The organism is Streptomyces ochraceiscleroticus (assembly GCF_000720485.1).
Classification (GTDB): Bacteria; Actinomycetota; Actinomycetes; order Streptomycetales; family Streptomycetaceae; genus Streptomyces; species Streptomyces ochraceiscleroticus.
In genome coordinates this window covers 1-22,632 of record NZ_JOAX01000030.1, presented here as the reverse complement: position 1 = coordinate 22,632, position 22,632 = coordinate 1, and the positions used below count along the sequence as shown (strand labels likewise).

Below are 22,632 nucleotides of genomic sequence, written 5' to 3'. Positions count from 1 at the left end.
CAGAACCGCGAAACGGCCCGGCCGGAGAAGGCGGCGGGCGAGAGGCAGGGGGTCAGCTCAACAGGACGACGACCACACTCGACCGAAGTCGATGTGGTCGCGTGTGACCAGCCGCTGCCATGAGTACATGCGGCCAAGTGGAGCAGGCATCCGTTTCCGCGTCAACTGCCTCTGAGATTTGATTCTCAGAGTATGGACAGGGTTGACAGGGCGCGGTACCCACGCCATAGCCTCAAGGACCGGCCGTGCTGAGGGGCTCGACCGGTTCTTGAGCCTGTGTGAAGGCGTTTCCACTCCCGTGTTCGATCTCTGCATCCACGGAGCCTTCGCATGCCTTCCGTACAGCCGGCCTCCGGCACCCTCGACACCCCTGCCCCGGCACCGCCGCCCCTGAGAACCGGCGCCGCCGATGCGCCCCGCATCGTCCCGCGTCGCCGCACCGGCCAATGGGCCGCAGCCGCCCTCGTCCTGGCCCTCCTCGCGCTGGCCGCCACCTCCGTCGTCCGCAACGACGCGTTCCAGTGGGACGTGGTCGCCCGCTACTTCCTCACCACCGCCGTGCTGCGCGGCCTCGGCCTCACGCTCTGGCTCACCGCGCTGGTCATGGTGCTCGGCTTCGCGCTCGGCACGCTGCTCGCCGCGATGCGGCTGGCCGCCAATCCCGTGCTCAGAAGCGTCGCCTGGGGCTACGTCTGGCTGTTCCGGTCCATGCCGATCCTGGTGCAGCTCCTGTTCTGGTTCAACATCGGTGCGCTGTACCCGCACATCCTCGGCATCAAGACTGTGAACCTCTTCGGACCGCTCACCGTCGCCCTCATCGGCCTCACCCTGCACGAGGCCGCATACGCCGCCGAGGTCGTCCGCGGCGGCATCCTCTCCGTCGACCGCGGCCAGCTCGAGGCCGCGCAGTCCCTCGGCCTGAGCCGGTGGCGCCGCGGCCTGCGGATCGTGCTGCCGCAGGCGATGCGCTCGATCGTGCCGCCCGCCGGGAACATGCTGATCGGCACCCTCAAGGGCACCTCGATCGTCAGCGTCATCGCCGTCCAGGACCTGCTGTACTCCGTCCAGTTGGTCTACCACCGCACCTACCAGGTCATCCCGCTGCTGCTGGTCGCCACCCTCTGGTACGTACTGATCACCTCGCTGCTCAGCGTCGGCCAGTACTACGTCGAGCGGCACTACGCGCGTGGTGCGGAGCGCACCCGATGAGGCCGTCCCTGGTGATCGTGGGAGCCGGGCCGCGGGGGACCGGACTGCTGGAGCGGATCGCCGCGAATGCCGCGGAGCTGTACGGCGACCGGGAGCTGGACATCCATCTCGTCGACCCGCACCCGCCCGGCGGCGGTCGCATCTGGCGGCACGACCAGTCCCCGCTGCTGTGGATGAACTCCACCGCCGAGGACGTCACGATGTTCACCGACGACTCGGTGGAGATGGCCGGACCGGTCCGCCCGGGACCCACGCTCGCCGCCTGGGCGCAGCAGGTCAGAGACGGTGCCGTCGACGTGCCGCCGGGCCTCGCCGCTGAGGCCGGCGCGCTCGGGCCGCGGGACTTCGCCGGCCGCCGGCTGCAGAGCGGCTACCTGGAGTGGGTGTACGCGCGCACGGTCGCGGAGCTGCCGCCCGGCGTCGCCGTGCACGAGCACCGGCAGAGCGCCGTCCGCGTCGCGGGCCCGCGCGACGGCCGCCAGCAGGTCTGGCTGGCGGGCCGTCCCACCCCGCTCGTCGCCGACCTCGTCGTGCTCACCCTCGGCCACCTCGCCGCCGAACCGCCGCCCGAACAGCGGGCGTTGACATCATTCGCCGCCGAGCACGGACTGACGTATCTGCCACCGGACTTCACCGCCGACAGCGACCTGTCCGGTCTGCGGGCGGGCGAACCGGTACTGGTACGGGGCATGGGCCTGGCCTTCGTCGACCTGATGATCCTGCTCACCGAGGGCCGCGGCGGCCGCTACCTGACCCGGCCCGACGGGGAGCTGGCGTATCTCCCCTCGGGCGAGGAGCCGGTGCTGCACGTCGGGTCGCGGCGCGGCGTGCCGTACCACTCCAAGATCGGATACGGCTGGACGGGCGAACGGCCGCCGCTGCCGCGGTTCTTCGGACCCGCCGAGGTGGACGCCTTGCTTGCCCGCCCCGGCGGCGCCGACTTCACCCGGGACGTGTGGCCGCTGATCGCCAAGGAGCTGGGATTTGCCCACTACCACCGGCTGTTCACCGCCCACCCGGAGCGCACGGCCGTCCACTGGACCGACTTCGAGGAGAAGTACGCGGCCACCGACCCCGGCAGCGCCGCCCTCCAGGCCCTGGTCGCCGCCTCCGTGCCCGATCCCGCCGACCGCCTCGACCTCGAAGCGCTCGACCACCCGCTGGACGGCGTGCGCTTCCCGGACGAGGCGGCGCTCCAGGCCGGCCTGCGCGGGTACATCCAGGCCGACCTGGACCGCCGCCACGACCCCGCGTACAGCCCCGACCAGGCCGTCTTCCTCGCGCTGCTGTCCGTCTACGGGCAGCTCACCCGGATCGGCGACCGCGGCCCGTGGTGGCACGGCTTCTTCAGCTACCTCGCCTCGGGGCCGCCCGGGCCCCGGCTGCGGCAGTTGCTCGCGCTCTCCCGGGCCGGCGTCGTGAAGTTCCTCGGCGCCGACGTCTCGGTCACCGCCGACGCGGAGAGCGGCCGCTTCCGGGCGAGCAGCGCGAGCCTGCCAGGCGCCGAGGTCACCGCCCGCGCCCTCGTCGAGGCCCGGCTCCCCGAACCCTCCGTCGCGCACAGCCGGGACGCGCTGCTGCGCGGCCTCTACACCGACGGTGCCGCCGCCACGCCCGACGGACTGCTGCGCGTCGACGCCGCGGACGGCCGGGTCCTGGACCGCAGTGGCCGGGCCCACCCGCGCCGCTTCGCGCTCGGCCCGCACACCGACGCGCGCGCCTCCGGGGCCTTCACCCGCCCCGGTACCAACGCCCCCTCCTTCCGCCAGAACGACGCCACGGCGCGCACCCTGCTCGCCTTCCTCGCCGCCCGAGCCACCAAGGACTCCCATGCCGCTGACCAGTGACCCACCGCTGAGCAAGGCCCCCGAACGCGCCCGTACGGACGCGCCGGAGGCCGCCCTCGAGATCGTCCCTGTCCGCCACCCGGGACGCTGGATCGCGAGCGCGCTCACCGCCGTCCTCCTCGCCCAGTTCGCCCACGGGCTGGTCACCAACCCCGGCTGGGAGTGGCCGGTCTTCGCGCAGTACTTCACCGCGGAGACCATCCTGCGCGCCGTGGGCACCACCCTCCAGCTCACCGTCTATGGCACGGCACTCGGCTTCCTGCTCGGCCTGGTCCTCGCCTTCATGCGGCTGTCGGACAGCCCCTTCCTGCGCGCGGTGGCCGTCGGCTACATCTGGATCTTCCGCGCCGTCCCGCTCATCGTCCAGCTCCTGTTCTGGTTCAACCTGGCCTACCTCTACAAGCGGCTCGACATCGGCATCCCGTTCGGCCCCGGCTTCGTCTCCTTCGACACGGCGGGGCTGGTCGGCGCGATGAGCGCGGCCGTCCTCGGGCTCGCGCTGCACCAGGCCGCGTACGCCGCGGAGATCGTGCGCGGCGGCGTGCTGGCCGTGGACAGCGGCCAGACCCAGGCCGCGGCGGCGCTCGGCATCCCCCGGCTGCGGCAGCTCCGCCGGATCGTCCTGCCGCAGGCCATGCGCTCCATCCTGCCCAACGCGGCCAACGAGGTCATCTCCCTCTTCAAGGGCACCTCGATCGTCTCCGTCATGGCGATCGGCGAACTCTTCTACCAGGCCCAGGTCATCTACGGGCGCAACGGCCGGGTCGTCCCGCTCCTGATGGTCGCCACCGTCTGGTACGTGCTCCTCACCGGTGCGCTCTCCGTACTCCAGCACTACATCGAACGACACTTCGCGAAGGGGGCCACGCGATGAGCGCGGGGACCGTCACCACTCCCATGGTCGAGATCAAGTCCGTGACCAAGAGCTTCGGGCCGGTGGAGGTGCTCCGGGGCATCGACCTGACGGTCCGCACCGGCGAGGTCACCGTCGTCCTCGGCCCCTCCGGCTCCGGCAAGTCCACGCTGCTGCGCACCATCAACCACCTGGAGAAGGTGGACGGCGGCCAGGTCAGCGTCGACGGCTCGCTGGTCGGGTACCGGAGGTCCGGGGACAAGCTGTATGAGCTGCGCGAACGCGAAATCCTCAAGCAGCGCACCGGCATCGGCTTTGTCTTCCAGAACTTCCATCTCTTCCCGCACCTGACCGTGCTGGAGAACATCACCGAGGCACCGGTCTCGGCCCTCAAGCGGTCCAAGGCCGAGGCGGCGGAGACCGCCCGCCGGCTGCTGACCCGGGTCGGCCTCGCGGAGAAGGCCGGCGCCTACCCGCGGCAGCTCTCCGGCGGCCAGCAGCAGCGCGTGGCCATCGCCCGCGCGCTCGCCCTGGAGCCCAAGCTGCTGCTCTTCGACGAGCCGACCTCCGCGCTCGACCCGGAGCTGGTCGGCGAGGTCCTCGACGTCATCAAGGACCTCGCCCACCAGGGCACCACGATGATCGTCGTCACCCACGAGATCGGCTTCGCCCGCGAGGTCGCCGACACCGTCGTCTTCATGGACGAGGGCCGCATCGTCGAGCAGGGCCCGCCCTCCCAGGTGCTCGACGCGCCCCGCCACGAGCGCACCAAGTCCTTCCTGTCCAAGGTCATCTGATGCACCAGCACCGTAGAAGAGGTATCCACGTGAACCGTCACGCCCTGACCGCCGCCCTCGCCCTGACCGCCGGTTCCCTCCTGCTCACCGCCTGCGGAAACGGCAAGGCGGAGATCCCGGACGCCGGGGGCGCCGCGGGCAGCAAGGCCCTCAAGGTCAACACCAGCCCCGAGCAGCACCGCATCCGCGGAAAGAAGGCCCCGAAGATCGCGGCGCTGGTGCCAGCGCGCATACGGGAGCGCGGCACCCTCAACCTCGGCCAGAGCACCGGCAGCGCGCCCCCGCTGGCCTTCTACGCCACCGACGACCGCACCCTCATCGGCGTCGAGCGGGACCTCTCCACGCTGGTCGCCGACACCCTCGGCCTGAAGCCGCACATCGAGCCGCTGTCCTGGGAGAACCTCTTCGTCGGCCTCGACAGCGGCAAGCTCGACGGCGTCTTCTCCAACGTCACCGTCACCGAGGAGCGCAAGGCCAAGTACGACTTCGCCACGTACCGGAAGGACGAGCTGGCCCTCGAAGCCGCCAAGGGCAGCGGCTGGAAGGTACGCGGCGCGAAGGACGTGGCGGGCAAGCGCATCGCCGTCGACTCCGGCACCAACCAGGAGAAGATCCTGGTCGACTGGAGCAAGGAGAACAGGAAGGCGGGCCGCGCGCCCGTCGACATCAAGTACTACAAGAACCCCTCCGACTACTACCTCGCCCTCCAGTCGGGCCGTATCGACGCCTACTTCGGGCCCAACCCGACCTCCGCCTACCACGCGGCGACCACCGGGAGGACCGAGGTCATCGGCACCTTCTCCGGCGCGGGCCAGGGCGTCCAGGGCAAGATCGCGGCCACCACGAAGAAGGGCAGCGGCCTGGTGGACGCGTACGCCGCGGCCCTCCAGCACGTCATCGACAACGGCTCGTACCAAAAGGTCCTCAAGCGCTGGGGCCTGGAGAGCGAGGCCGTGCGGAAATCGGAGATCAACCCGCGCGGACTGCCGAGGACCGCGGAATGACCGGCGCGGAGAGCACGCAGACCACGGAGAGCACGCAGAGAAGGAGCACCCCCATGTCCGCACCCCGGCGGCCGCCGCATCTCGCCGTCGCGCTCGACAGCCCCGCAGCGCAGGGCCCGTTCGACGCTCAGCACTACGTACGCCTCGCCCGACTCGCCGAGCGCGCCACCCTCGACTTCGTCACGCTCGGCGACACCTTCGCCCGGCCGGGCCCGGACGCCCTCGCCGTACTGGCCCGGGTCGCGCCGCACACGGAACACATCGGGCTGATCCCGACGGTGACCACCACCCACACCGAGCCGTTCCACGTCGCCACCGCCGTGCAGACGCTGGACTGGGTCAGCGGCGGCCGGGCCGGCTGGCGGGCCGAGGTGTCCCGGACCCCGGCCGAGGCGGCCCTCTTCGGCCGCCGCCCCGCGGCACCCGCCGACGCGCTGTGGCGGGAGGCCGCCGATGTGGCCGACGTGGCAGGGCGGCTCTGGGACAGCTGGGAGGACGACGCGGAGATCCGGGACGCCGCCACCGGCCGGTTCGTCGACCGAGACAAGCTCCACTACGTCGACTTCCGCGGCACCTCCTCCACCGGCGAGCCGTTCTCCGTACGCGGTCCCTCCATCGTCCCCAGGCCCCCGCAGGGCCGGCCCGTCATCGTCGTCGACGCCACCGAGGACGCGGCCCGGGAGGCCGCGGCGGCCCGCGCCGACGTCGCGCTGGTCGGCGCCGAGGACCCCGACACCGCGGCGACAGTACGCGCCGAACTACGTGCGCGGGCTGGGGAGTTGGGTCGGGACCCCGACCGGCTGCGGGTGCTGGCCTCGCTGCCGGTCGAGCTGCCGGCGCCGGGGGACGCGGCCGGGCTCGCCGAGCTGCTCACCGACTGGCACACCACCGAAGCGGCCGACGGCTTCCACCTCCGGCCCGCCGACCCCGAGCGCGACCTCGCGCGCCTCGTCGAGGGCACGGTCCCCGTACTCCGCCGGCGCGGCCTGCTGCGCCGCTCCTACCCGGGCGCCAGCCTGCGCGAGCATCTCGGTCTGGAGCGCCCGGTCAGCCGTTACGCCGTCCGCACCGGAGAGGCATCCTGATGACGACCTCACGCAAGCAGCTTCACCTGGCGGCCCACTTCCCGGGTGTGAACAACACGACAGTCTGGCAGGACCCCAGGTCCCAGTCCCAGATCGACTTCTCCTCCTTCGTGCACCTGGCCCGCACCGCCGAACGCGGCCTGTTCGACTTCTTCTTCCTCGCCGAGGGGCTGCGGCTGCGCGAGCACAAGGGCCGCATCCACGACCTGGACGTGGTGGGCAGGCCCGAGTCGCTCACCGTACTGAACGCGCTGGCCGCGGTCACCGAACGGCTGGGCCTGGCCGCCACCGTCAACGCCACCTTCAACGAGCCCTACGAACTCGCCCGCAGGCTCGCCACGCTGGACCACCTCAGCGACGGCCGGGCCGCCTGGAACGTCGTCACCTCCTCCGACGCGTTCACGGGTGAGAATTTCCGGCGGGGCGGCTATCTGGACCACGCGGACCGGTACACCCGGGCCGCCGAGTTCGTCGCCACCGCACGCGAGCTGTGGGACTCCTGGTCCGAGGACGGGACGCCGCGGCCGTTCGCGCACAGCGGGCAGCACTTCGACATCCGGGGCGAGTTCACCGTTCCGCGCAGCCCGCAGGGCCACCCCGTCGTCATCCAGGCCGGGGACTCCCCGGCGGGCCGCGACTTCGCCGCCTCCGCCGCCGACGTGATCTTCACCCGGCACGGCACCCTGGAGGCGGGCCGCGCCTTCTACGCCGACGTGAAGGGCCGGCTGGCCGCACACGGCCGGACGCACGACTCGCTGAAGATCATGCCGGGCGTCACCTTCGTGCTCGGCGACACCGCGGCCGAGGCCCAGGAGAAGGCCCACCACATCCGCCGCCAGCAGGTCTCCCCGCAGAACGCGCTGCTCACCGCGGAACAGATCTGGGGCGTCGACCTCTCCCACCTCGACCCCGACGGCCCGCTCCCCGGCTTCGACCCCGAGCCCGACCCGAAGCTCACCCAGGGGCGGACCCGGCTCGGCGACCCCCAGGAGATCGCCGACCGCTGGCGCGCGCTCTCCGAGGCCAAGGGGCTGTCCCTCCGCGAGACCGTCATCGAGGCGACCGGCCGGCAGTCCTTCATCGGCACCCCGGAGACGGTCGCCGCCGAGATGGACGCCTTCGTGACCCAGGACGCGGCCGACGGCTTCATCCTCGTACCGCATCTCACCCCCGGCGGCCTGGACGACTTCGTGGACCGGGTCGTACCGCTGCTGCAGGAGCGCGGCGCGTTCCGTACGGAATACGAGGGCGGCACGCTCCGCTCCCACCTGGGGCTGCCGCGGCCCGTGGCGCGCCCGGTATGGAAGGGTTGATCACCATGAGCACGGAAGCAGAGAAGGACTGGCGGGCCTGGCACGCCGAGCGCGAGCGGACCGTCTCCGGGCCGACCGGGCCCCTGGCGCTGACCGGCACGTACTGGCTCGCCGACCGGCCCGGCGGCCGCATCGAGGGCGTACCGGGACGGTGGACCGAGGACGGTGACGCGGTACTCCTGACCGCCGGAGCCGAGGACGGGCTGTCGCTGGACGGCGTACCGCTCGACGGCGAGGCGCGGCTCGGCGTGGACGGCGGGCCGGAAACCGCCCGCGTCACGCACGGCGACCGGCGGCTGGTGGTCCTGCGGCGCGAGGGCCTGTGGGCCGTCCGCGTCTTCGACCCGCACTCCGAGGCGCTGCGCGCCTTCGCCGGGATCGACGCCTTCCCGTACGACGCGCGGTGGCGGCTGACCGGCCGGTTCCGCCCGTACGAGCAGGGGCGCACCGTGCAGGTGCCGAACGCCGACGGCCGGGAGCGGGGCCTCGGCCTCGGCGGCGAACTCGCCTTCACCGTCGACGGCGAGGAGCACACCCTGCAGGCCGCGGTGGAGGCCGACGGCTCGCTGTGGGCCGTGCTCGCGGACGCCACCAGCGGCACCGAGAGTTACCACTTCCGGTTCCTGCGGCCGCCCGCGCCCGCCGCCGACGGCACCGTGACCGTCGACCTCAACCGCACCCTGCTGCCGCCCTGCGCCTTCGCCGACCACTTCATCTGCCCCTTCCCGCCGCCGGGCAACACCCTCCCGTTCGCGCTGCGCGCCGGAGAACGGCAGCTCAGCGGCGGATGAGGCGCGCGGACCCGCCGCGCAGGAACCGGATCGGCGGGCCGCACGTCGAAGATCCGACCGAGGGGGTCGGAACGACGGCCCCGGCAGCAGGTCTCCACGCTGCCGGGGTCATCCGTCATGCCCCGGACCGGAAACAGCCTCTTGCGCACCGCGCCCGGACACTCCAGACTCCCGTCTCAGCGCTTGTCAGGGGCACGCGGAAAACGGAACCCGTGCTGCCTGACTGCGCCTCACGGGCCGCCCACAGGCGACCCCCGATTCCCCTCGGAGGAAGAAGTGAGGAACAAGCGCATCACCCCCCGCAGCGGCGTCACCAGACGCACCCGGCTGATCGCCGTGGCGTCCGGCCTGCTCGTCGCAGGAGCCGTTGCCGTACCGACCGCCAGCGCCGACGGATCGGTCACCACGTTCAGCGCCTCGCAGTTGTCCGCGGCGAGCGACTCGGTCCGTGCCGCGGATGTCGCGGGTACGGCCTGGGCAGTCGACAAGAAGACCAATGCCCTTGTCGTCACGGTCGACAAGACCGTCTCCCAGGCGGAGATAGCGAAGATAAAGAAGGAAGCCGGGGTGAACGCCGGTGCGATACGCATCGAGCGCACCGCCGGCAAGTTCCAGAAGTACATCTCCGGCGGCGACGCCATCTACGCCACCAGTTGGCGCTGCTCGCTGGGCTTCAACGTCCGCAACAGCTCGGGGACCTACTACTTCCTGACCGCCGGGCACTGCACCGACGGCAACCCGCCCTGGTACACCAACTCCTCGCGCACGACGAGCATCGGCCCGACCGCCGGCTCCAGCTTCCCCAACAATGACTACGGCATCGTGAAGTACACGAACACCTCCGTGTCGCACGCGGGAACCGTCGGCAGCCAGGACATCACCAGCGCCGGCAACCCGACCGTCGGCCAGTCCGTCACCCGCCGCGGCTCCACCACCGGCATTCACAGCGGCACCGTCACCGCGCTGAACGCCACGGTCAACTACGGCGGCGGCGACATCGTCTACGGCATGATCCAGACCACGGTCTGCGCCGAGCCCGGCGACAGCGGCGGCCCGCTGTACTCCGGCACCAAGGCGCTCGGCCTGACCTCCGGCGGCAGCGGCGACTGCACCTCCGGCGGCACCACGTTCTTCCAGCCGGTCACCGAGGCGCTGAGCGCCTACGGCGTCAGCGTGTACTGAGCAACGCGCCCGGCTCTTCCCCATGGCCGGATGAGTGTTCTCGGCACCCCGCACGTACTGAGGAATACTGCGCCCCTGGACTGCAGCCAGCAGCAGTAGGCCCCCGCTCGCCGCGGCGAGCGGGGGCCCTTTGGCGTGCGGCTGACGTGCGGCGCCCGCCCGGGACTCGACCGCCCCGGCAACCGGGCATACCGTGTAACTACGTGCGACTCGGACGGCTGGCAGCTCTGTCTAGGGGGCCGTGATGGTCGAGGAACTGGTCACGACCGGCGTGGCGCTCGCCGCGGCGGGCGCGGTGTACGCCATGGCGGCGGCCCGCGTGGTCAAGCAGTACGAACGCGGTGTGGTGCTGCGGCTCGGGCGACTGGCCTCATCCGTACGCGAACCGGGATTCACCATGATCATCCCGGGCGTCGACCGGATGCGTAAGGTCAACATGCAGATCGTCACGATGCCGGTGCCGGCCCAGGAGGGCATCACCCGCGACAACGTCACGGTCCGGGTGGACGCGGTGGTCTACTTCAAGGTCGTGGACGCCGCCGACGCGATCATCCGCGTCGAGGACTACCGCTTCGCCGTCTCCCAGGTCGCCCAGACCTCACTGCGCTCGATCATCGGCAAGAGCGACCTGGACGATCTGCTCTCCAACCGGGAGAAGCTCAACCAGGGCCTGGAAGTCATGATCGACAGCCCCGCGCTGGGCTGGGGCGTGCAGATCGACCGGGTGGAGATCAAGGACGTCTCGCTGCCGGAGACCATGAAGCGCTCGATGGCCCGGCAGGCGGAGGCGGCCCGCGACCGGCGCGCCCGGGTGATCAACGCCGACGCCGAGCTGCAGGCGTCCAAGAAGCTGGCCGAGGCGGCCCAGCAGATGTCCGACCAGCCCGCCGCGCTCCAACTGCGGCTGCTGCAGACCGTCGTCGCGGTGGCGGCGGAGAAGAACTCCACGCTCGTCCTGCCCTTCCCCGTCGAACTGCTCCGCTTCCTGGAGCGCTCCGGCCTCCAGGCCCAGGCGCAGACGGAGGCGTACGAGCGGGCGCGGGACGGGAACGGCGGCGGGAGCGGCGGCCGGGCGCCCGAGGACGCGCGCCCGGAAGAGCCGCGCAGGGAGAGCATGACCCGGGAGGACGTGAGCCGGGAGGCCGTGAGCCGCGAGGAGATCCCGCTGGACGCGGCGGAGGAGCTGCCCGGCCTCGAACTGCCGGGAGTGGAGGTCCCCGGCGTCGAGATCCCGGGGGTGGAGGTGCCCGGGGTCGAGGGGGCACCGCGGGACGACGCGCCCCGGGACGACACCGCGAAGTGACGCGCGAGAAGGGGCGGAGCAAGGGGGACAGGGGGCAGGGGGCAGGGGAGCGGCCGAGCGGAAGCGGACCGTCGATTTCCGGACTGGTGTAGTCCTTACCGAGCGCTGACCACCGGCTGCCCTTCGTGTGCGCAGAACACCGGAAAGGGGAGGGACATGCGCGGATATCGGTGTGCAGGACCCGTGGACGATCGGTGAATCGTCGTACGCAAGACCGGAACCCGGTCTTGTGCGCGCCCCTGTGCGGTGGGAATACTCGGCGGCGCGCATTGGCATGGACGCGACTGTCGGTCCGGACGCGGCTCCCGGCGGTGGACACATGTGACCCGCGTACCCGTACGGCACCCGGCCGTACGACGGACGCGGTGACCGTCCGCTGTGGGCGGTCCGTGTACGCCCGTGTCTCGATCCTCACCCCTCAGGGCCCGCTCTTCCCCCACGTCGGCGGGCCCTTCCCCCCACGGGAGGTCTTGAGTTGAAGCACCGCCGCATACCCAAGCGACGCGCCGCCCTGGCCGGAGCGGGCGCCCTCGCCCTCGCCGCCAGCGCAGGCTTCGCGCTCAGCGCCAACGCCAGCCCCGCACCCACCTCGAAGCTGCTCTCGCTGACGCCCACCGCGGCCGGCAAGCTCGCCGCGCAGCTCACCGACGGCACGGCCGGTTCGTACTACGACACCAAGGCCAAGAAGCTGGTCGTCAACGTCGTGGACGAGGCCGCGGCCGACACCGTACGGGCCAAGGGCGCCGAGCCCAGAATCGTCCAGCACACCCTCGCCCAGCTCAACGGCGCCCGGCAGACCCTGAAGTCCAAGGCCACCATCCCCGGCACCTCCTGGGGCATCGACCCCAAGAGCAACAAGGTCGTCGTCACCGCCGACCGCACGGTCAAGGGCGCCCAGCTCGCGAAGCTCACCAAGGTCGTCGACAGCCTCGGCAGCAAGGTGCAGCTCAACCGCAGCAAGGGGGAGTTCAAGCCCTTCATCGCCGGCGGCGACGCGATCTGGGGGAGCGGCTCCCGCTGCTCGCTCGGCTTCAACGTCGTCAAGGACGGCCAGCCGTACTTCCTCACCGCCGGCCACTGCGGCAACGCGGTCAAGAGCTGGTCGGACTCCCAGGGCGGCGGCGAGATCGGCGCCACCGAGGACTCCAGCTTCCCCGGCAACGACTACGCGCTGGTGAAGTACACCGCCGACACCGACCACCCCAGCGCCGTCGACCTCTACAACGGCAGCAGCCAGGAGATCACCGGTGCGGCCGAGGCCACCGTCGGCGAGAACGTCCAGCGCAGCGGCTCCACCACCCAGGTCCACGACGGCACCGTCAAGGCCCTGAACGCCAGCGTCAACTACCAGGAAGGCACGGTCGACGGTCTGATCCAGACCGACGTCTGCGCCGAGCCGGGCGACAGCGGCGGCGCGCTGTTCGACGGCGACAAGGCCATCGGCCTGACCTCGGGCGGCAGCGGCGACTGCTCCGCGGGCGGCGAGACCTTCTTCCAGCCGGTCACCGAGGCCCTGCAGGCTTACGGGGCGCAGATCGGCTGACGCGCGCACTCCGGCCCTGGAGGCCCGGCTCCCGTACTACGGGGGCCGGGCCTCCTGCCGTCACCGTCCGTCCAGCGGCCCGAAGGCGGCCAGCGCTTCCTCGGCGGTGTGGACGTGCCGGACGTACATCTCCGCCCACCGGGCGGCGCCCGGAAAGCCGGACTCCCGCGCGATGCGTGCGCACGCCGCGTCCCGGTCGTAGTCCGTCCTGCGCAGCGCGACCGCGCCACCGCCGGGGCCGAGCAGCGCCCAGTGCGCGCCCGGCCGCCCGTACGGCATTCCGACGCTTCCCGGGTTGACCACCAGCCGCCCGTGCGCGATCCGGACGAACGGCATATGGGTGTGGCCGCAGACCACCGTCCGTACGCCGTCCGCCACCCCGGCCAGCACCTCGGCGAAGCGCTCGGGCCGGGAGTCGGCGAGTACCACCTCCGCGTCGTCGCGCGGGGTGGCGTGGCAGAAGAGCACCGGGCCGAGGCCCGGCACGTCCAGGGTCACGGTCGCCGGGAGCGCGCCGAGGTGTGCGATGTCGGCGGGGGAGAGCTGCCCGGCCGCCCAGGGGGTGATCGCGTCGGGGGCCGGGGCGCGGTGGTCGCGGTGGCAGGCGATCAGCTCGCGTTCGCCGTTGCCGGCCAGCCACACGGCGCGGTCGCCGAGGCCGTGCAGCAGCGCGAGGGTCTCGCGGGGGAGCGGCCCTGACAGCAGGTCGCCGGTGAGGACGACGGTGCGCGCCGCGCGCACGTCGGGCTCGGCCAGTACGGCTTCCAGCGCGGGCGCGACTCCGTGGATGTCGGACAGAACGGCTACCGCGGCGGTGTCGGTCATGGGGAGAGGGTGGCAGGGGACGGGGCCCGCGGGAGGCGGTTCGGCTGTGAGCTGAGAGGCGGGGTGCGGGGGCGCGGCGGCGGGGCGCGGCGCCGGCTTCCGGGCCGCGGGCGGCGCGGGGCCCCGGACGGCTCAGAGGCGCTCCACCAGGCGGGCCGCGGCCGACTTCGCCGTGGCCAGGGCCGTGGCCCGGTCCGCGCCGTGCTGGCCCAGCACCACCCGCGTACTGAGCCCGTCCAGCAGCGCGAGCAGTTCGGAGGCGCGGCCCGTGCAGTCCCCGGCGGCGAAGCGGCCCTGCGCGACGCCCTTCGCCAGCAGCGCGGCCAGATCGTCGCGCCAGCCCCGGTCGAGCTCCTCCTGCGTCTCGCGCAGCGGTTCGTTGGCGACCGTACGGGCCCACAGCTCGATCCACAGCATCCAGCGCGGGTCGCGCGGCCCGCGCGGCAGGTAGAGGCCGACGAAGGCGTCCAGCATCCGCACGGCGCCGAGCCGGCGGGCGAGCAGTGCCCGGCGCTCCTCGGCGAGCTTCGCCTCGCTGAACCGCAGCGCCTCCAGCAGCAGCCGGTCCTTGCTGCCGAAGTAGTACAGGATGTGGCCGCCGCTCGTGCCGAGCCGCCGGGCCAGCGCCGACATGGTGAGCGCCGCGAGGCCGCCCTCGGCGATGGCCTCCATCGCCTCTTCCAGGATCCGGTCGGCCGCGACCTGCCCGTCCCGCCGTCGTGCCACCGCCCGGCCTGCCTTTCCTCCGCAAACGTCGGGGTTGGTGATCGTCCGCGCCCCTGTCGTCCCGACCTTATCCCGGGGATTCGCCACAAGGTCTTGACCTGCGCGGGGTGCCGGGCGCATTTTGAATGCTGTTCAAGGAATTAGAACACCGTTCAAAGTCCACAGGAGCCGCAGTATGCCTCGTCCGCCCGCCGACCTCGTCCTCCGCAACGCCCGCATCCACACCGTGGACCCCGCGCTCCCCGAGGCCGAGGCGCTGGCGGTGCGCGACGGCCGGATCGTCTGGCTCGGCCCGGACACCGAGGCCGGTGAGTGGATCTCCGGACGTACCGAAGTGCTCGATGCCCAGGGCAAGTTGGCGCTTCCCGGCTTCATCGACGCGCACAACCACGTACGGCTCGGCTCCGACGACGCCTGCGTCCAGCTCGCCGGGGCCCGCACCCTCGACGAGGTGCACGACCGCATCCGTAGCTGGCGCGACGCCCACCCGGACGCCGAGTGGATCGAGGCCGAGGCGCTGGACTACTCGGCCCTGCCCGGCGGCCGGATGCCGCGCGCCGCCGACCTCGACCCGGTCACGGGTGACACCCCCGCCTTCGTCCTGAGCTACGACGTGCACACCGCCTGGCTCAACACCGCGGCCCTGCGTCGCCTCGGCATCACCAAGGACCGCACCGACCTGCCGTACGGACGTGCCGAGACCGACCCGGAGACCGGCGAACCCACCGGATTCCTCAAGGACTTCGCGGTCCGCGGGCTCTCCCGGGACGGCCACCGCGCGCTGCGCGAGCTCGGCGTGCCGTGGGCGTCGCCCGAGCGCCAGTACCGGCGGCTGGCCGGCAGCCTGGACGACGCGATCCGCTTTGGCATCACGACGGTCGTCGAGCCGCAGAATTCGCTGGATGACCTGGTGTTGTTCGAGCGCGCCAGGGAGGAGGGCCGGCTGCGGTCCCGTATCGTCGCCGCGCTCTTCCACCCAAGGGGTACGACGGGCACGGACCTCACCGAATTCGCCGCGGCCGCCGAGAAGTACGACGACGACCGGCTGAGCGTCGGCCCGCTCAAGCTCTACATCGACGACGTGGTCGAGCCGCGCACCGCCGCGCTGCTCGCGCCGTACGCGGGCTGCCGCCACCACCGCGGCGAGACCTTCTACCCGCCCGAGGAGTTCGCCGAGCTGCTGACCGAGCTGGACTCGCTCGGCTTCCAGTGCTTCGTGCACGCGACGGGTGACCGTGGCATCCGTACGGTCCTGGACGCGGTCGAGCGGGCCCGGGAGTTCAACGGGCCGCGCGACGCCCGCCACCAGATCGTGCACGTCGAATGCCTCGACCCCGCCGACACCCCGCGCTTCGCCGAACTGGGCGTGGTCGCCTGCATGCAGCCCCGGCACGCGGCCCCCGAGATCGCCGGGCCGGGCCAGGACTGGGCGGAGAACGTCGGCGCCGACCGCTGGCACAAGGCGTGGCCGCTGCGCAGCCTGAAGGAGGCCGGGGCCGTGCTCGCCTTCTCCAGCGACTGGAACGTCGCCGAGATGGACCCGATGATCGGCATCCACACCGCCGTCACCCGGCAGCCGCTGGGCGGCGGCGAGCCGTGGGGCCCCCAGGAGACCATCGACGTCGAAACCGCCGTGCACGGCTACACGATGGGCTCCGCGTACGCCAACTTCCTCGAGAACGAACGCGGTTCACTCACCGTCGGCAAACTCGCCGACTTCGTCATCCTCTCCCGCGACATCCTCCGCGCCGCTCCGGAGGACATACCGGGGACGGTGGCGGAGACCGTAGTGGTCGGGGGAGAGGTGGTGCACACGGCGTAGCCGACCGCCGCGGACGGCCGCGCTACGCCCGCCGCTCCGTCAGCCACGGCAGTCCCGCAGCCAGCGTCCGCAGTGCGCGTGCCGCCAGCTCCGCCGGCGTTTCCGTGCTCTCGCCCGCCGCCCAGACCTCGACCGCCGCCCGCAGCGCGCCGTCCGCCGCGGCCGCGGTCAGCCGTACCTCCAGCGGCCCGGCCGTCGTCGTCCGGGCCAGTACGTCGATCAGTGCCAGCTCGGACTCGTGGTGCGCACGGTGCCAGACCGCGCGCAGCGCCGGATTGTCCTGCATCGCGTGCAGCAGACCCCGGGTCCACTCCAGCGCCTCCTCGGCCCGCGCGTCGGCGGGCGTCAGCGCCTCGCGGGCCGCCCGCTCCAGTACCTCGCCCAGCGGCAGCTCCGGCTCCCGCGCGGCCAGCTCGGCCAGCCCCCCGGCCCAGTCCCGTACGCCGCCCGTCAGCAGCGGCGCGACCGCGTCCTCCTTGGTGCGGAAGTAGCGGTAGAAGGTGCGCGGCGCGACTCCCGCCGCGCGGGCGATGTCCTCAGCGGTGACCGCGGCCCCGCGCTCGGCGAACAGCGCCGCCGCGGTACGGGCGATCTCCAGCTCGGTCGCGGCCTTGCGCCGCTCGGTGAGGGAGGACGGACGGGAGGGAGGTGCGGTGGGCATGACCGGAGTCTACGCCGCGGTGCGCCGAGGTGGCAGGAGATGTATAGGTGGCACAGTGTGCCATTGAGGCGTACCGTGACGGAGTCGCGCGTGCTCGATGGAGAGCCGCGCACCCACGAGAACGGAGAACGCCATGAACCGCTATGAGGGCCGCCGCGTACTGATCACCGGCGGCGGATCCGGCATCGGCCGGGCCACCGTGCACCGGGTCCTCGCCGAGGGCGGCCGGGTCGTGGCGGCGGACGTCAGCGAGGAGGGCCTGAAGGCCACCGCCGAACGCGCCGCCGCCGACGGCACGGCCGGCCGGCTCGCCACCGCGGTCCTGGACATATCCGACGAGGCCGCGGTCCGCGCGGGCGTCGCCACCGCCGTGGAGGCGCTCGGCGGCCTGGACGTGCTGGTCAACGCGGCCGGCATCCTGCGGTCCGAGCACACCCACAAGACCACCCTGGACTTCTGGAACCAGGTCGTCTCGACCAACCTGACCGGCACGTTCCTGATGATCCGCGAGGCGCTGCCCGCCCTGCTGGCGGGTGAGAAGCCGGTGATCGTCAACTTCAGCTCGACCTCGGCCTCGTTCGCGCACCCGTACATGGCGGCGTACGCGGCGAGCAAGGGCGGCATCCAGTCGATGACCCACGCGATCGCGAGTGAGTACAGCAAGCAGGGACTGCGTGCGGTGTGCGTCGCACCGGGCTCGATCGCCAGCGGCATGACGACGGGCCGCGGCCCGGGGCTGCCCGAGGACGCCGACATGAGCCTGTTCATGAAGCTCGCGCCCGCCATCGGCGAGGGCTTCGCCGGCCCGGAGACGGTCGCGGGCGTCATCGCGATGCTGGCCTCCGAGGACGGCGCCTTCGTCACGGGCACGGAGATCCGGATCGACGGCGGCACGCACATGTGAGCCGTGCGGGGCACGTGTATGGAGGCGCGTCGTACGGGGTGTGCGCGTGGGGCGTACTCGGGCGGGTACGGGCCGGGGTGTGCTCCTACTGCCGCGGCTCGCTCCGCTCGGTCGCGCCCCGCCCCACGGAGAGGGCCGCGAAGACCAGCGTCAGTACCGCCGCGATCACCGCCCACGCGGCGAGCACCAGCAGCGGCCCCGTCACCGCCCGCCCGTCGAAGTACGCGATCGAACGGGCCGCCCAGGTGCCCGCGCCCGGTGGCAGCGCGGGCCCGATGGCGTGCCAGAAGGGCGGCAGCAGCGGATACGGATAGGCGCCGCCCGCACTGGGATTGCCGCCGATCACGACCACGAGGATGGTCAGCCCGATGCCGACGATCCCGGCGATGCCCTGGAAGGCGAAGGTGGTCGCGCCCACCGCGAACACGATGAGCGCGCCCAGCCCCCACAGCGCCACGACGCTGCCCGGCAGCGCGCCGAGCGCCGGGCCGATGACGAGCGCACCGGCCAGCCCGGCCAGTACCGAGTACACCAGCAGCGTCCCGAGCCGGATGACGGCCCGCCTGCCGTTGGTGGGGCGGGCCCCGTAACTGATCGCGAGGATCGCGGCACACAGGTAACCGCCCACGCACCACCCCACGACCAGGTAGAACGACGACAGTCCGCGGGCGTCCTGCGGGTCCGCCGGGACCACGTCGGTCGTCCTGATGGTCCGCTGCTGCGCCTGCTCCGCCTTGGCGAGGACCTTCTGCAGCGCGTCGGAGAGCGCGCTGCCGCTGCCGCCGGCGACCAGCAGCTCGTCCTGCTTGCCGCGCGGATCGACCACCAGCGCGCCGTCGATCTCCCGGTCCTTGAGCTGCTGTACGGCCCCGGCCCGCGATCCGGCAGGGCGCGCGTCGAGCGGTGAGCCCCGCATCCCGTCCAGCTTCGCGACGAGCCGCCCGAGCTCCTGCGGGGGCGCGACGACCGCGAACGCCACGTCCCGGGGCTTGGGGGAGTGGAAGGCGCCCGCGTACGAGGCGATGAACGCGACCGTCAGGGCCAGCACCCCGATGATCAGCAGCGCGGCCCGCGCCGACACCGCGTCCTTCAGCTCTCCGGCGAAGGTGGTGCGGGTGCCGCCGTCCCCTGTGGCCATGTGCCGCTCCTCGTGTCCGTACCGGCTTGTCCGTACTGGCTCATCCGTTGCGATTCGCCGTTGCGATTTGCCCCCATATCTTGCGTTTTCAGATGGAAGATATGCAGCCGGACGGGCATGCCCCGGCGCGTCGTACGAACGTGTTCGCACGGACGTTCGAAGAAAGCGTTATGGTGTGAGTGAGACGGGGGATGCAAGGTCAGTCAGGGGGTGCTCACGCGGTAGGAGGTGCGAATGTCCCGGTTCACGCACCTGCACACCGCATCGGGATTCTCCGTGCGGTACGGCGCCTCCCACCCGGAACACCTCGCCGAGCGGGCGGCCGAACGCGGCATGGACGCCCTCGCCCTCACCGACCGCGACTCCCTCTCCGGCGCCGTACGCTTCGCCAAGGCCGCCGCCGAAGCCGGCATCCGCCCACTGTTCGGCACCGAGCTGGCGATCGCCGAACGACAGCCGGACCCCACCCCCACGACCCGCCGCCGCACCCCCGTACGCGGCGGCGCCTTCATCGACGAATCGGCCCCCCGCACCGTCTTCCTCGCCCGCGACGGCGCCCGCGGCTGGGCCACCCTGTGCCGGCTGGTCTCCGCCGCCCACGCCACCGACCGCGAACGCCCCCTCCTCCCCTGGGAGGACCTGGCCACCGCGACGGACGGCATCACCGTCCTCCTCGGCCCCGACTCCGAAGTCGGCCGCGCACTCGCCGCCGGCCGCCCCGACCGCGCCGCCCGCCTCCTCGCCCCCTGGCGAGAGCTGTACGGCGACGCGCTGCGCCTCGAAGCCGTCCACCACGGCCGCACCGGCACCGGACCCGGCTCCCTCCGGCTCGCCGCCCGCACCCTCGGCTTCGCCGTCGACCAGGGCATCCGCGCCGTCCTCAGTAACGCCGTCCGCTACGCCGACCCCGGCCAGGGCCCGGTCGCCGACGTCCTGGACTCCGCCCGCCGCCTCGTCCCCATCGACCCCCACCGCCCCGAAGCCCGCGACAGCGGCGAACGCTGGCTCAAGGACGCCGACACCATGGCCCGCACCGCTGAACGCATCGCCGAGGCCGCAGGCCACCGCCGCGACACCGCCCACCGGCTCCTCACCATGACCGAGGAGACGGCGGAGGAGTGCCTCGTCGACCCCCAGGACGACATCGGCCTCGGCACCGTCCACTTCCCCGAACCCCGGCTCGTCGGCGCGGAACACCGCACGGCCTCCCGCGTACTCCGCTCCCGCAGCGCCGCCGGAATGGTCCGCCGCGGCTACGACCGCGGCCCGGCCGCCCGCACGTACTGGGAACGCCTCCACCGCGAGCTGGACATCATCGACCACCACGGCTTCGCGTCGTACTTCCTCACCGTCGCCCAGGTCGTCGAGGACACCCGGCGCCTCGGCATCCGCGTCACCGCGCGCGGCTCCGGCGCCGGCTCCCTCGTCAACCACCTGCTCGGCATCGCACACGCCGACCCCGTCGAGCACGGCCTGCTGATGGAACGCTTCCTCTCCAAGCGCCGCGCCGTCCTCCCGGACATCGACATCGACGTGGAGTCCGCTCGCCGCCTGGAGGTCTACCACGCGATCTTCGACCGCTTCGGCGCCGAACGCGTCGCCGCCGTCGCCATGCCCGAGACCTACCGCGTACGGCACGCCGTGCGCGACGTCGGCGCCGCACTCGGCATGGACCCCGACGAGGTGGACCGGATCGCCAAGTCCTTCCCGCACATCCGCGCCCGCGACGCCCGCGCGGCACTGGAAGAACTGCCCGAACTGAGCGCCCTGCGCGACAACCCGCCGCCCCCGCCGTTCTGGGACCTGGTGGAGGGCCTGGACGCGCTGCCCCGCGGCACCGCCATGCACCCCTGCGGCGTACTGCTCTCCGACGCCACGCTCACCGCACGCACCCCCGTGGTGCCCACCGGCGGCGAGGGCTTCCCCATGTCGCAGTTCGACAAGGACGACGTGGAGGACCTCGGCCTGCTCAAACTCGACGTGCTCGGCGTACGGATGCAGTCCGCGATGGCGCACGCCACCGCCGAGATCGGCCGCGCCACCGGGCGGTCCGCGCCGGACCTCGACGACCCGGCACAGGTACCGCCGGGCGACCCCGCGACGTACGGCCTGATCCGCTCCACCGAGACCCTCGGCTGCTTCCAGATCGAGTCGCCGGGCCAGCGCGACCTGATCGGCCGGCTCCAGCCCGCCACCTTCCACGACCTGGTCGTGGACATCTCACTCTTCCGCCCCGGGCCCGTCGCGGCCGACATGGTGCGGCCCTTCATCGAATCCCGGCACGGCCGCAGACCCGTCCACTACCCCCACCCCGACCTGGCGGAATCCCTGCGCGAGACATACGGCGTCGTGGTCTTCCACGAACAGGTCATGCACATCGTGGACCGGATGACCGGCTGCGGCCTGGACGAGGCGGACCGGGTGCGGCGCGGCCTGTCCGACCCCGAGTCGCAGGGCCGTATCCGCGTCTGGTTCGCGGAACGGGCCGCGCGGCACGGCTACTCCGCCGAAGACATCGCCCGCACCTGGGAGATCATCGAATCGTTCGGTTCGTACGGCTTCTGCAAGGCGCACGCGGTGGCCTTCGCCGTACCGACCTACCAGTCCGCCTGGCTCAAGGCCCACCACCCGGCCGCCTTCTACGCCGGCCTGCTCACCCACGACCCCGGCATGTACCCCAAACGCCTCCTCCTCGCCGACGCCCGCCGCCGCGGCGTCCCGATCCTCCCCCTGGACGTGAACCGGTCCGATGTCGCTTATCGAATCGAACTGGTGTCTGGTAGGAGTGGGGAGAATACGGGGCGTAGTGCTGGTGGGGCGGGGTGCGGCCCCTCTGGGGCTCGAGCTTCTGGAGATCAGACGTCCGGAACGTGGGGGCTGCGGCTCGCGCTCTCCGAAGTACACGGCATCAGCGAGGCCGAGGCCGAACGGATCGCCGCCGGCCGCCCCTACTCCTCGCTCCAGGACCTGTGGCGCCGGGCCCACCCGGGCCGCCCCGTACTCGAACGCCTCGCCAGGGTCGGCGCGTTGGACGCCTTCGGCGCCAACCGCCGCGACCTGCTGCTGCACATCGCCGAACTCCACCGCCAGCAGCGCGGCGCCCCGGCCGACACCCAACTCCCGCTGACCACCGCGGCATCGGCACCGGCCGGCCTGCCGGACCTGAGCGACGCCGAACGGCTCAGCGCCGAGCTGGGCGTACTGGGCATGGACGCCTCCCGGCACCTGATGGGGGACCACGCCCAGTTCCTGAACGAACTGGGCGTACTCCCGGCCAAGCGGCTGCGCGAGGCCCGGCACGGTGACACGGTCCTGGTCGCCGGCGCCAAGGCGGCCACCCAGACGCCGCCGATCCGCTCCGGCCGCCGGGTCATCTTCACCACCCTCGACGACAGCACGGGCCTGGTCGACTGCGCCTTCTTCGACGACAGCCACGAGACCTGCGCCCACACCGTCTTCCATTCCTGGCTGCTCCTGGTACGCGGCACGGTCCAACGCCGCGGCCCCCGCAGCCTCAGCGTGGTCGGCACCGCGGTCTGGAACCTGGCGGAACTGGCGGAGCTACGACGGAGGGGCGGCCTTCCCGCGGTCACCTCCCACCTGGCCTCCCACCCTCCCCTCCCCCCACC

At 72.4% G+C, this 22,632-nt stretch carries 18 protein-coding genes; 14 read left to right on the top strand and 4 right to left on the bottom strand.

Annotated features, from left to right (window positions below; translation table 11 throughout):
• The first annotated feature begins 330 nt into the window (after positions 1-330).
• From IG84_RS0130720 to IG84_RS0130670, 11 genes are all read left to right on the top strand, one after another.
• Complete coding sequence (locus IG84_RS0130720; RefSeq protein ID WP_031064255.1) at positions 331-1,209, top strand: amino acid ABC transporter permease; 879 nt, start codon at positions 331-333, stop codon at positions 1,207-1,209.
• Positions 1,206-3,056 (top strand): FAD/NAD(P)-binding protein, encoded by a 1,851-nt coding sequence (locus IG84_RS0130715; protein WP_031064253.1) that lies wholly within the window; start codon positions 1,206-1,208, stop codon positions 3,054-3,056. Before IG84_RS0130720 ends, IG84_RS0130715 begins: the two co-directional genes overlap by 4 nt.
• Positions 3,040-3,930 carry an amino acid ABC transporter permease gene (locus IG84_RS0130710; RefSeq protein WP_031064249.1) on the top strand — a complete coding sequence of 297 codons (891 nt, stop codon included), beginning with the start codon at positions 3,040-3,042 and terminating at the stop codon, positions 3,928-3,930. The genes IG84_RS0130715 and IG84_RS0130710 overlap by 17 nt, the downstream gene beginning before the upstream one ends.
• The gene (locus tag IG84_RS0130705; protein WP_031064245.1) at positions 3,927-4,706 is read left to right on the top strand and encodes an amino acid ABC transporter ATP-binding protein; all 780 of its coding nucleotides are present in this window, start codon (positions 3,927-3,929) and stop codon (positions 4,704-4,706) included. The genes IG84_RS0130710 and IG84_RS0130705 overlap by 4 nt, the downstream gene beginning before the upstream one ends.
• Before the next feature lie 29 nt (positions 4,707-4,735).
• Positions 4,736-5,710: an ABC transporter substrate-binding protein gene (locus IG84_RS0130700; protein ID WP_031064242.1), complete on the top strand. Its 975-nt coding sequence runs from the start codon at positions 4,736-4,738 to the stop codon at positions 5,708-5,710.
• A 53-nt stretch (positions 5,711-5,763) separates the two neighbouring features.
• Positions 5,764-6,795, top strand: coding sequence for an LLM class flavin-dependent oxidoreductase (locus tag IG84_RS0130695; protein ID WP_031064238.1), 1,032 nt, complete (start codon positions 5,764-5,766; stop codon positions 6,793-6,795).
• Positions 6,795-8,108, top strand: coding sequence for an NtaA/DmoA family FMN-dependent monooxygenase (locus tag IG84_RS0130690; RefSeq protein WP_031064235.1), 1,314 nt, complete (start codon positions 6,795-6,797; stop codon positions 8,106-8,108). The genes IG84_RS0130695 and IG84_RS0130690 overlap by 1 nt, the downstream gene beginning before the upstream one ends.
• A gap of 5 nt (positions 8,109-8,113) precedes the next feature.
• Complete coding sequence (locus IG84_RS0130685) at positions 8,114-8,899, top strand: DUF1684 domain-containing protein (RefSeq protein WP_031064231.1); 786 nt, start codon at positions 8,114-8,116, stop codon at positions 8,897-8,899.
• A gap of 276 nt (positions 8,900-9,175) precedes the next feature.
• The gene (locus IG84_RS0130680; RefSeq protein WP_031064229.1) at positions 9,176-10,081 is read left to right on the top strand and encodes a S1 family peptidase; all 906 of its coding nucleotides are present in this window, start codon (positions 9,176-9,178) and stop codon (positions 10,079-10,081) included.
• Between the two features lie 244 nt (positions 10,082-10,325).
• Positions 10,326-11,384 carry a slipin family protein gene (locus tag IG84_RS0130675; RefSeq protein WP_245659663.1) on the top strand — a complete coding sequence of 353 codons (1,059 nt, stop codon included), beginning with the start codon at positions 10,326-10,328 and terminating at the stop codon, positions 11,382-11,384.
• A gap of 475 nt (positions 11,385-11,859) precedes the next feature.
• The gene (locus tag IG84_RS0130670) at positions 11,860-12,927 is read left to right on the top strand and encodes a S1 family peptidase (RefSeq protein ID WP_031064222.1); all 1,068 of its coding nucleotides are present in this window, start codon (positions 11,860-11,862) and stop codon (positions 12,925-12,927) included.
• Between the two features lie 60 nt (positions 12,928-12,987).
• Here the strand turns inward: IG84_RS0130670 and IG84_RS0130665 are convergent, their stop codons facing one another.
• Both IG84_RS0130665 and IG84_RS0130660 read right to left on the bottom strand, forming a co-directional pair.
• Positions 12,988-13,752, bottom strand: a complete 765-nt coding sequence (locus tag IG84_RS0130665; protein WP_031064219.1) for a metallophosphoesterase family protein — start codon at positions 13,750-13,752, stop codon at positions 12,988-12,990.
• Positions 13,753-13,884: 132 nt separating this feature from the next.
• On the bottom strand, positions 13,885-14,478 hold the full coding sequence (locus IG84_RS0130660; RefSeq protein ID WP_031064215.1) for a TetR/AcrR family transcriptional regulator: 594 nt from the start codon (positions 14,476-14,478) through the stop codon (positions 13,885-13,887).
• Positions 14,479-14,653: 175 nt separating this feature from the next.
• Between IG84_RS0130660 and IG84_RS0130655 the strand changes: the two genes are divergently transcribed.
• Positions 14,654-16,300: an amidohydrolase gene (locus IG84_RS0130655; RefSeq protein WP_031064213.1), complete on the top strand. Its 1,647-nt coding sequence runs from the start codon at positions 14,654-14,656 to the stop codon at positions 16,298-16,300.
• A 22-nt stretch (positions 16,301-16,322) separates the two neighbouring features.
• Here IG84_RS0130655 and IG84_RS0130650 read toward each other — a convergent pair whose 3' ends face one another.
• Positions 16,323-16,961 carry a TetR family transcriptional regulator gene (locus IG84_RS0130650; protein WP_031064211.1) on the bottom strand — a complete coding sequence of 213 codons (639 nt, stop codon included), beginning with the start codon at positions 16,959-16,961 and terminating at the stop codon, positions 16,323-16,325.
• A 133-nt stretch (positions 16,962-17,094) separates the two neighbouring features.
• On the opposite strand from IG84_RS0130650, the gene IG84_RS0130645 reads away from it, so the two are divergent.
• Complete coding sequence (locus IG84_RS0130645; RefSeq protein WP_031064209.1) at positions 17,095-17,865, top strand: SDR family NAD(P)-dependent oxidoreductase; 771 nt, start codon at positions 17,095-17,097, stop codon at positions 17,863-17,865.
• 85 nt (positions 17,866-17,950) lie between these two features.
• Here IG84_RS0130645 and IG84_RS0130640 read toward each other — a convergent pair whose 3' ends face one another.
• A complete protein-coding gene (locus IG84_RS0130640; RefSeq protein ID WP_031064207.1) occupies positions 17,951-19,003 on the bottom strand; it encodes an ABC transporter permease in 1,053 nt (350 codons plus the stop codon).
• 234 nt (positions 19,004-19,237) lie between these two features.
• On the opposite strand from IG84_RS0130640, the gene IG84_RS0130635 reads away from it, so the two are divergent.
• Positions 19,238-22,632, top strand: a 3,395-nt coding sequence (locus tag IG84_RS0130635; RefSeq protein WP_031064205.1) for a DNA polymerase III subunit alpha, incomplete at its 3' end; no start/stop codon positions are given.

Coding starts and splice junctions, on each gene's coding strand:
- IG84_RS0130720 (WP_031064255.1), top strand. CDS start 331: ATGCCTTCCGTACAGCCGGCCTCCGGCACCCTCGACACCCCTGCCCCG.
- IG84_RS0130715 (WP_031064253.1), top strand. CDS start 1,206: ATGAGGCCGTCCCTGGTGATCGTGGGAGCCGGGCCGCGGGGGACCGGA.
- IG84_RS0130710 (WP_031064249.1), top strand. CDS start 3,040: ATGCCGCTGACCAGTGACCCACCGCTGAGCAAGGCCCCCGAACGCGCC.
- IG84_RS0130705 (WP_031064245.1), top strand. CDS start 3,927: ATGAGCGCGGGGACCGTCACCACTCCCATGGTCGAGATCAAGTCCGTG.
- IG84_RS0130695 (WP_031064238.1), top strand. CDS start 5,764: ATGTCCGCACCCCGGCGGCCGCCGCATCTCGCCGTCGCGCTCGACAGC.
- IG84_RS0130690 (WP_031064235.1), top strand. CDS start 6,795: ATGACGACCTCACGCAAGCAGCTTCACCTGGCGGCCCACTTCCCGGGT.
- IG84_RS0130685 (WP_031064231.1), top strand. CDS start 8,114: ATGAGCACGGAAGCAGAGAAGGACTGGCGGGCCTGGCACGCCGAGCGC.
- IG84_RS0130675 (WP_245659663.1), top strand. CDS start 10,326: ATGGTCGAGGAACTGGTCACGACCGGCGTGGCGCTCGCCGCGGCGGGC.
- IG84_RS0130665 (WP_031064219.1), bottom strand. CDS start 13,752: ATGACCGACACCGCCGCGGTAGCCGTTCTGTCCGACATCCACGGAGTC.
- IG84_RS0130655 (WP_031064213.1), top strand. CDS start 14,654: ATGCCTCGTCCGCCCGCCGACCTCGTCCTCCGCAACGCCCGCATCCAC.
- IG84_RS0130650 (WP_031064211.1), bottom strand. CDS start 16,961: ATGCCCACCGCACCTCCCTCCCGTCCGTCCTCCCTCACCGAGCGGCGC.
- IG84_RS0130645 (WP_031064209.1), top strand. CDS start 17,095: ATGAACCGCTATGAGGGCCGCCGCGTACTGATCACCGGCGGCGGATCC.
- IG84_RS0130640 (WP_031064207.1), bottom strand. CDS start 19,003: ATGGCCACAGGGGACGGCGGCACCCGCACCACCTTCGCCGGAGAGCTG.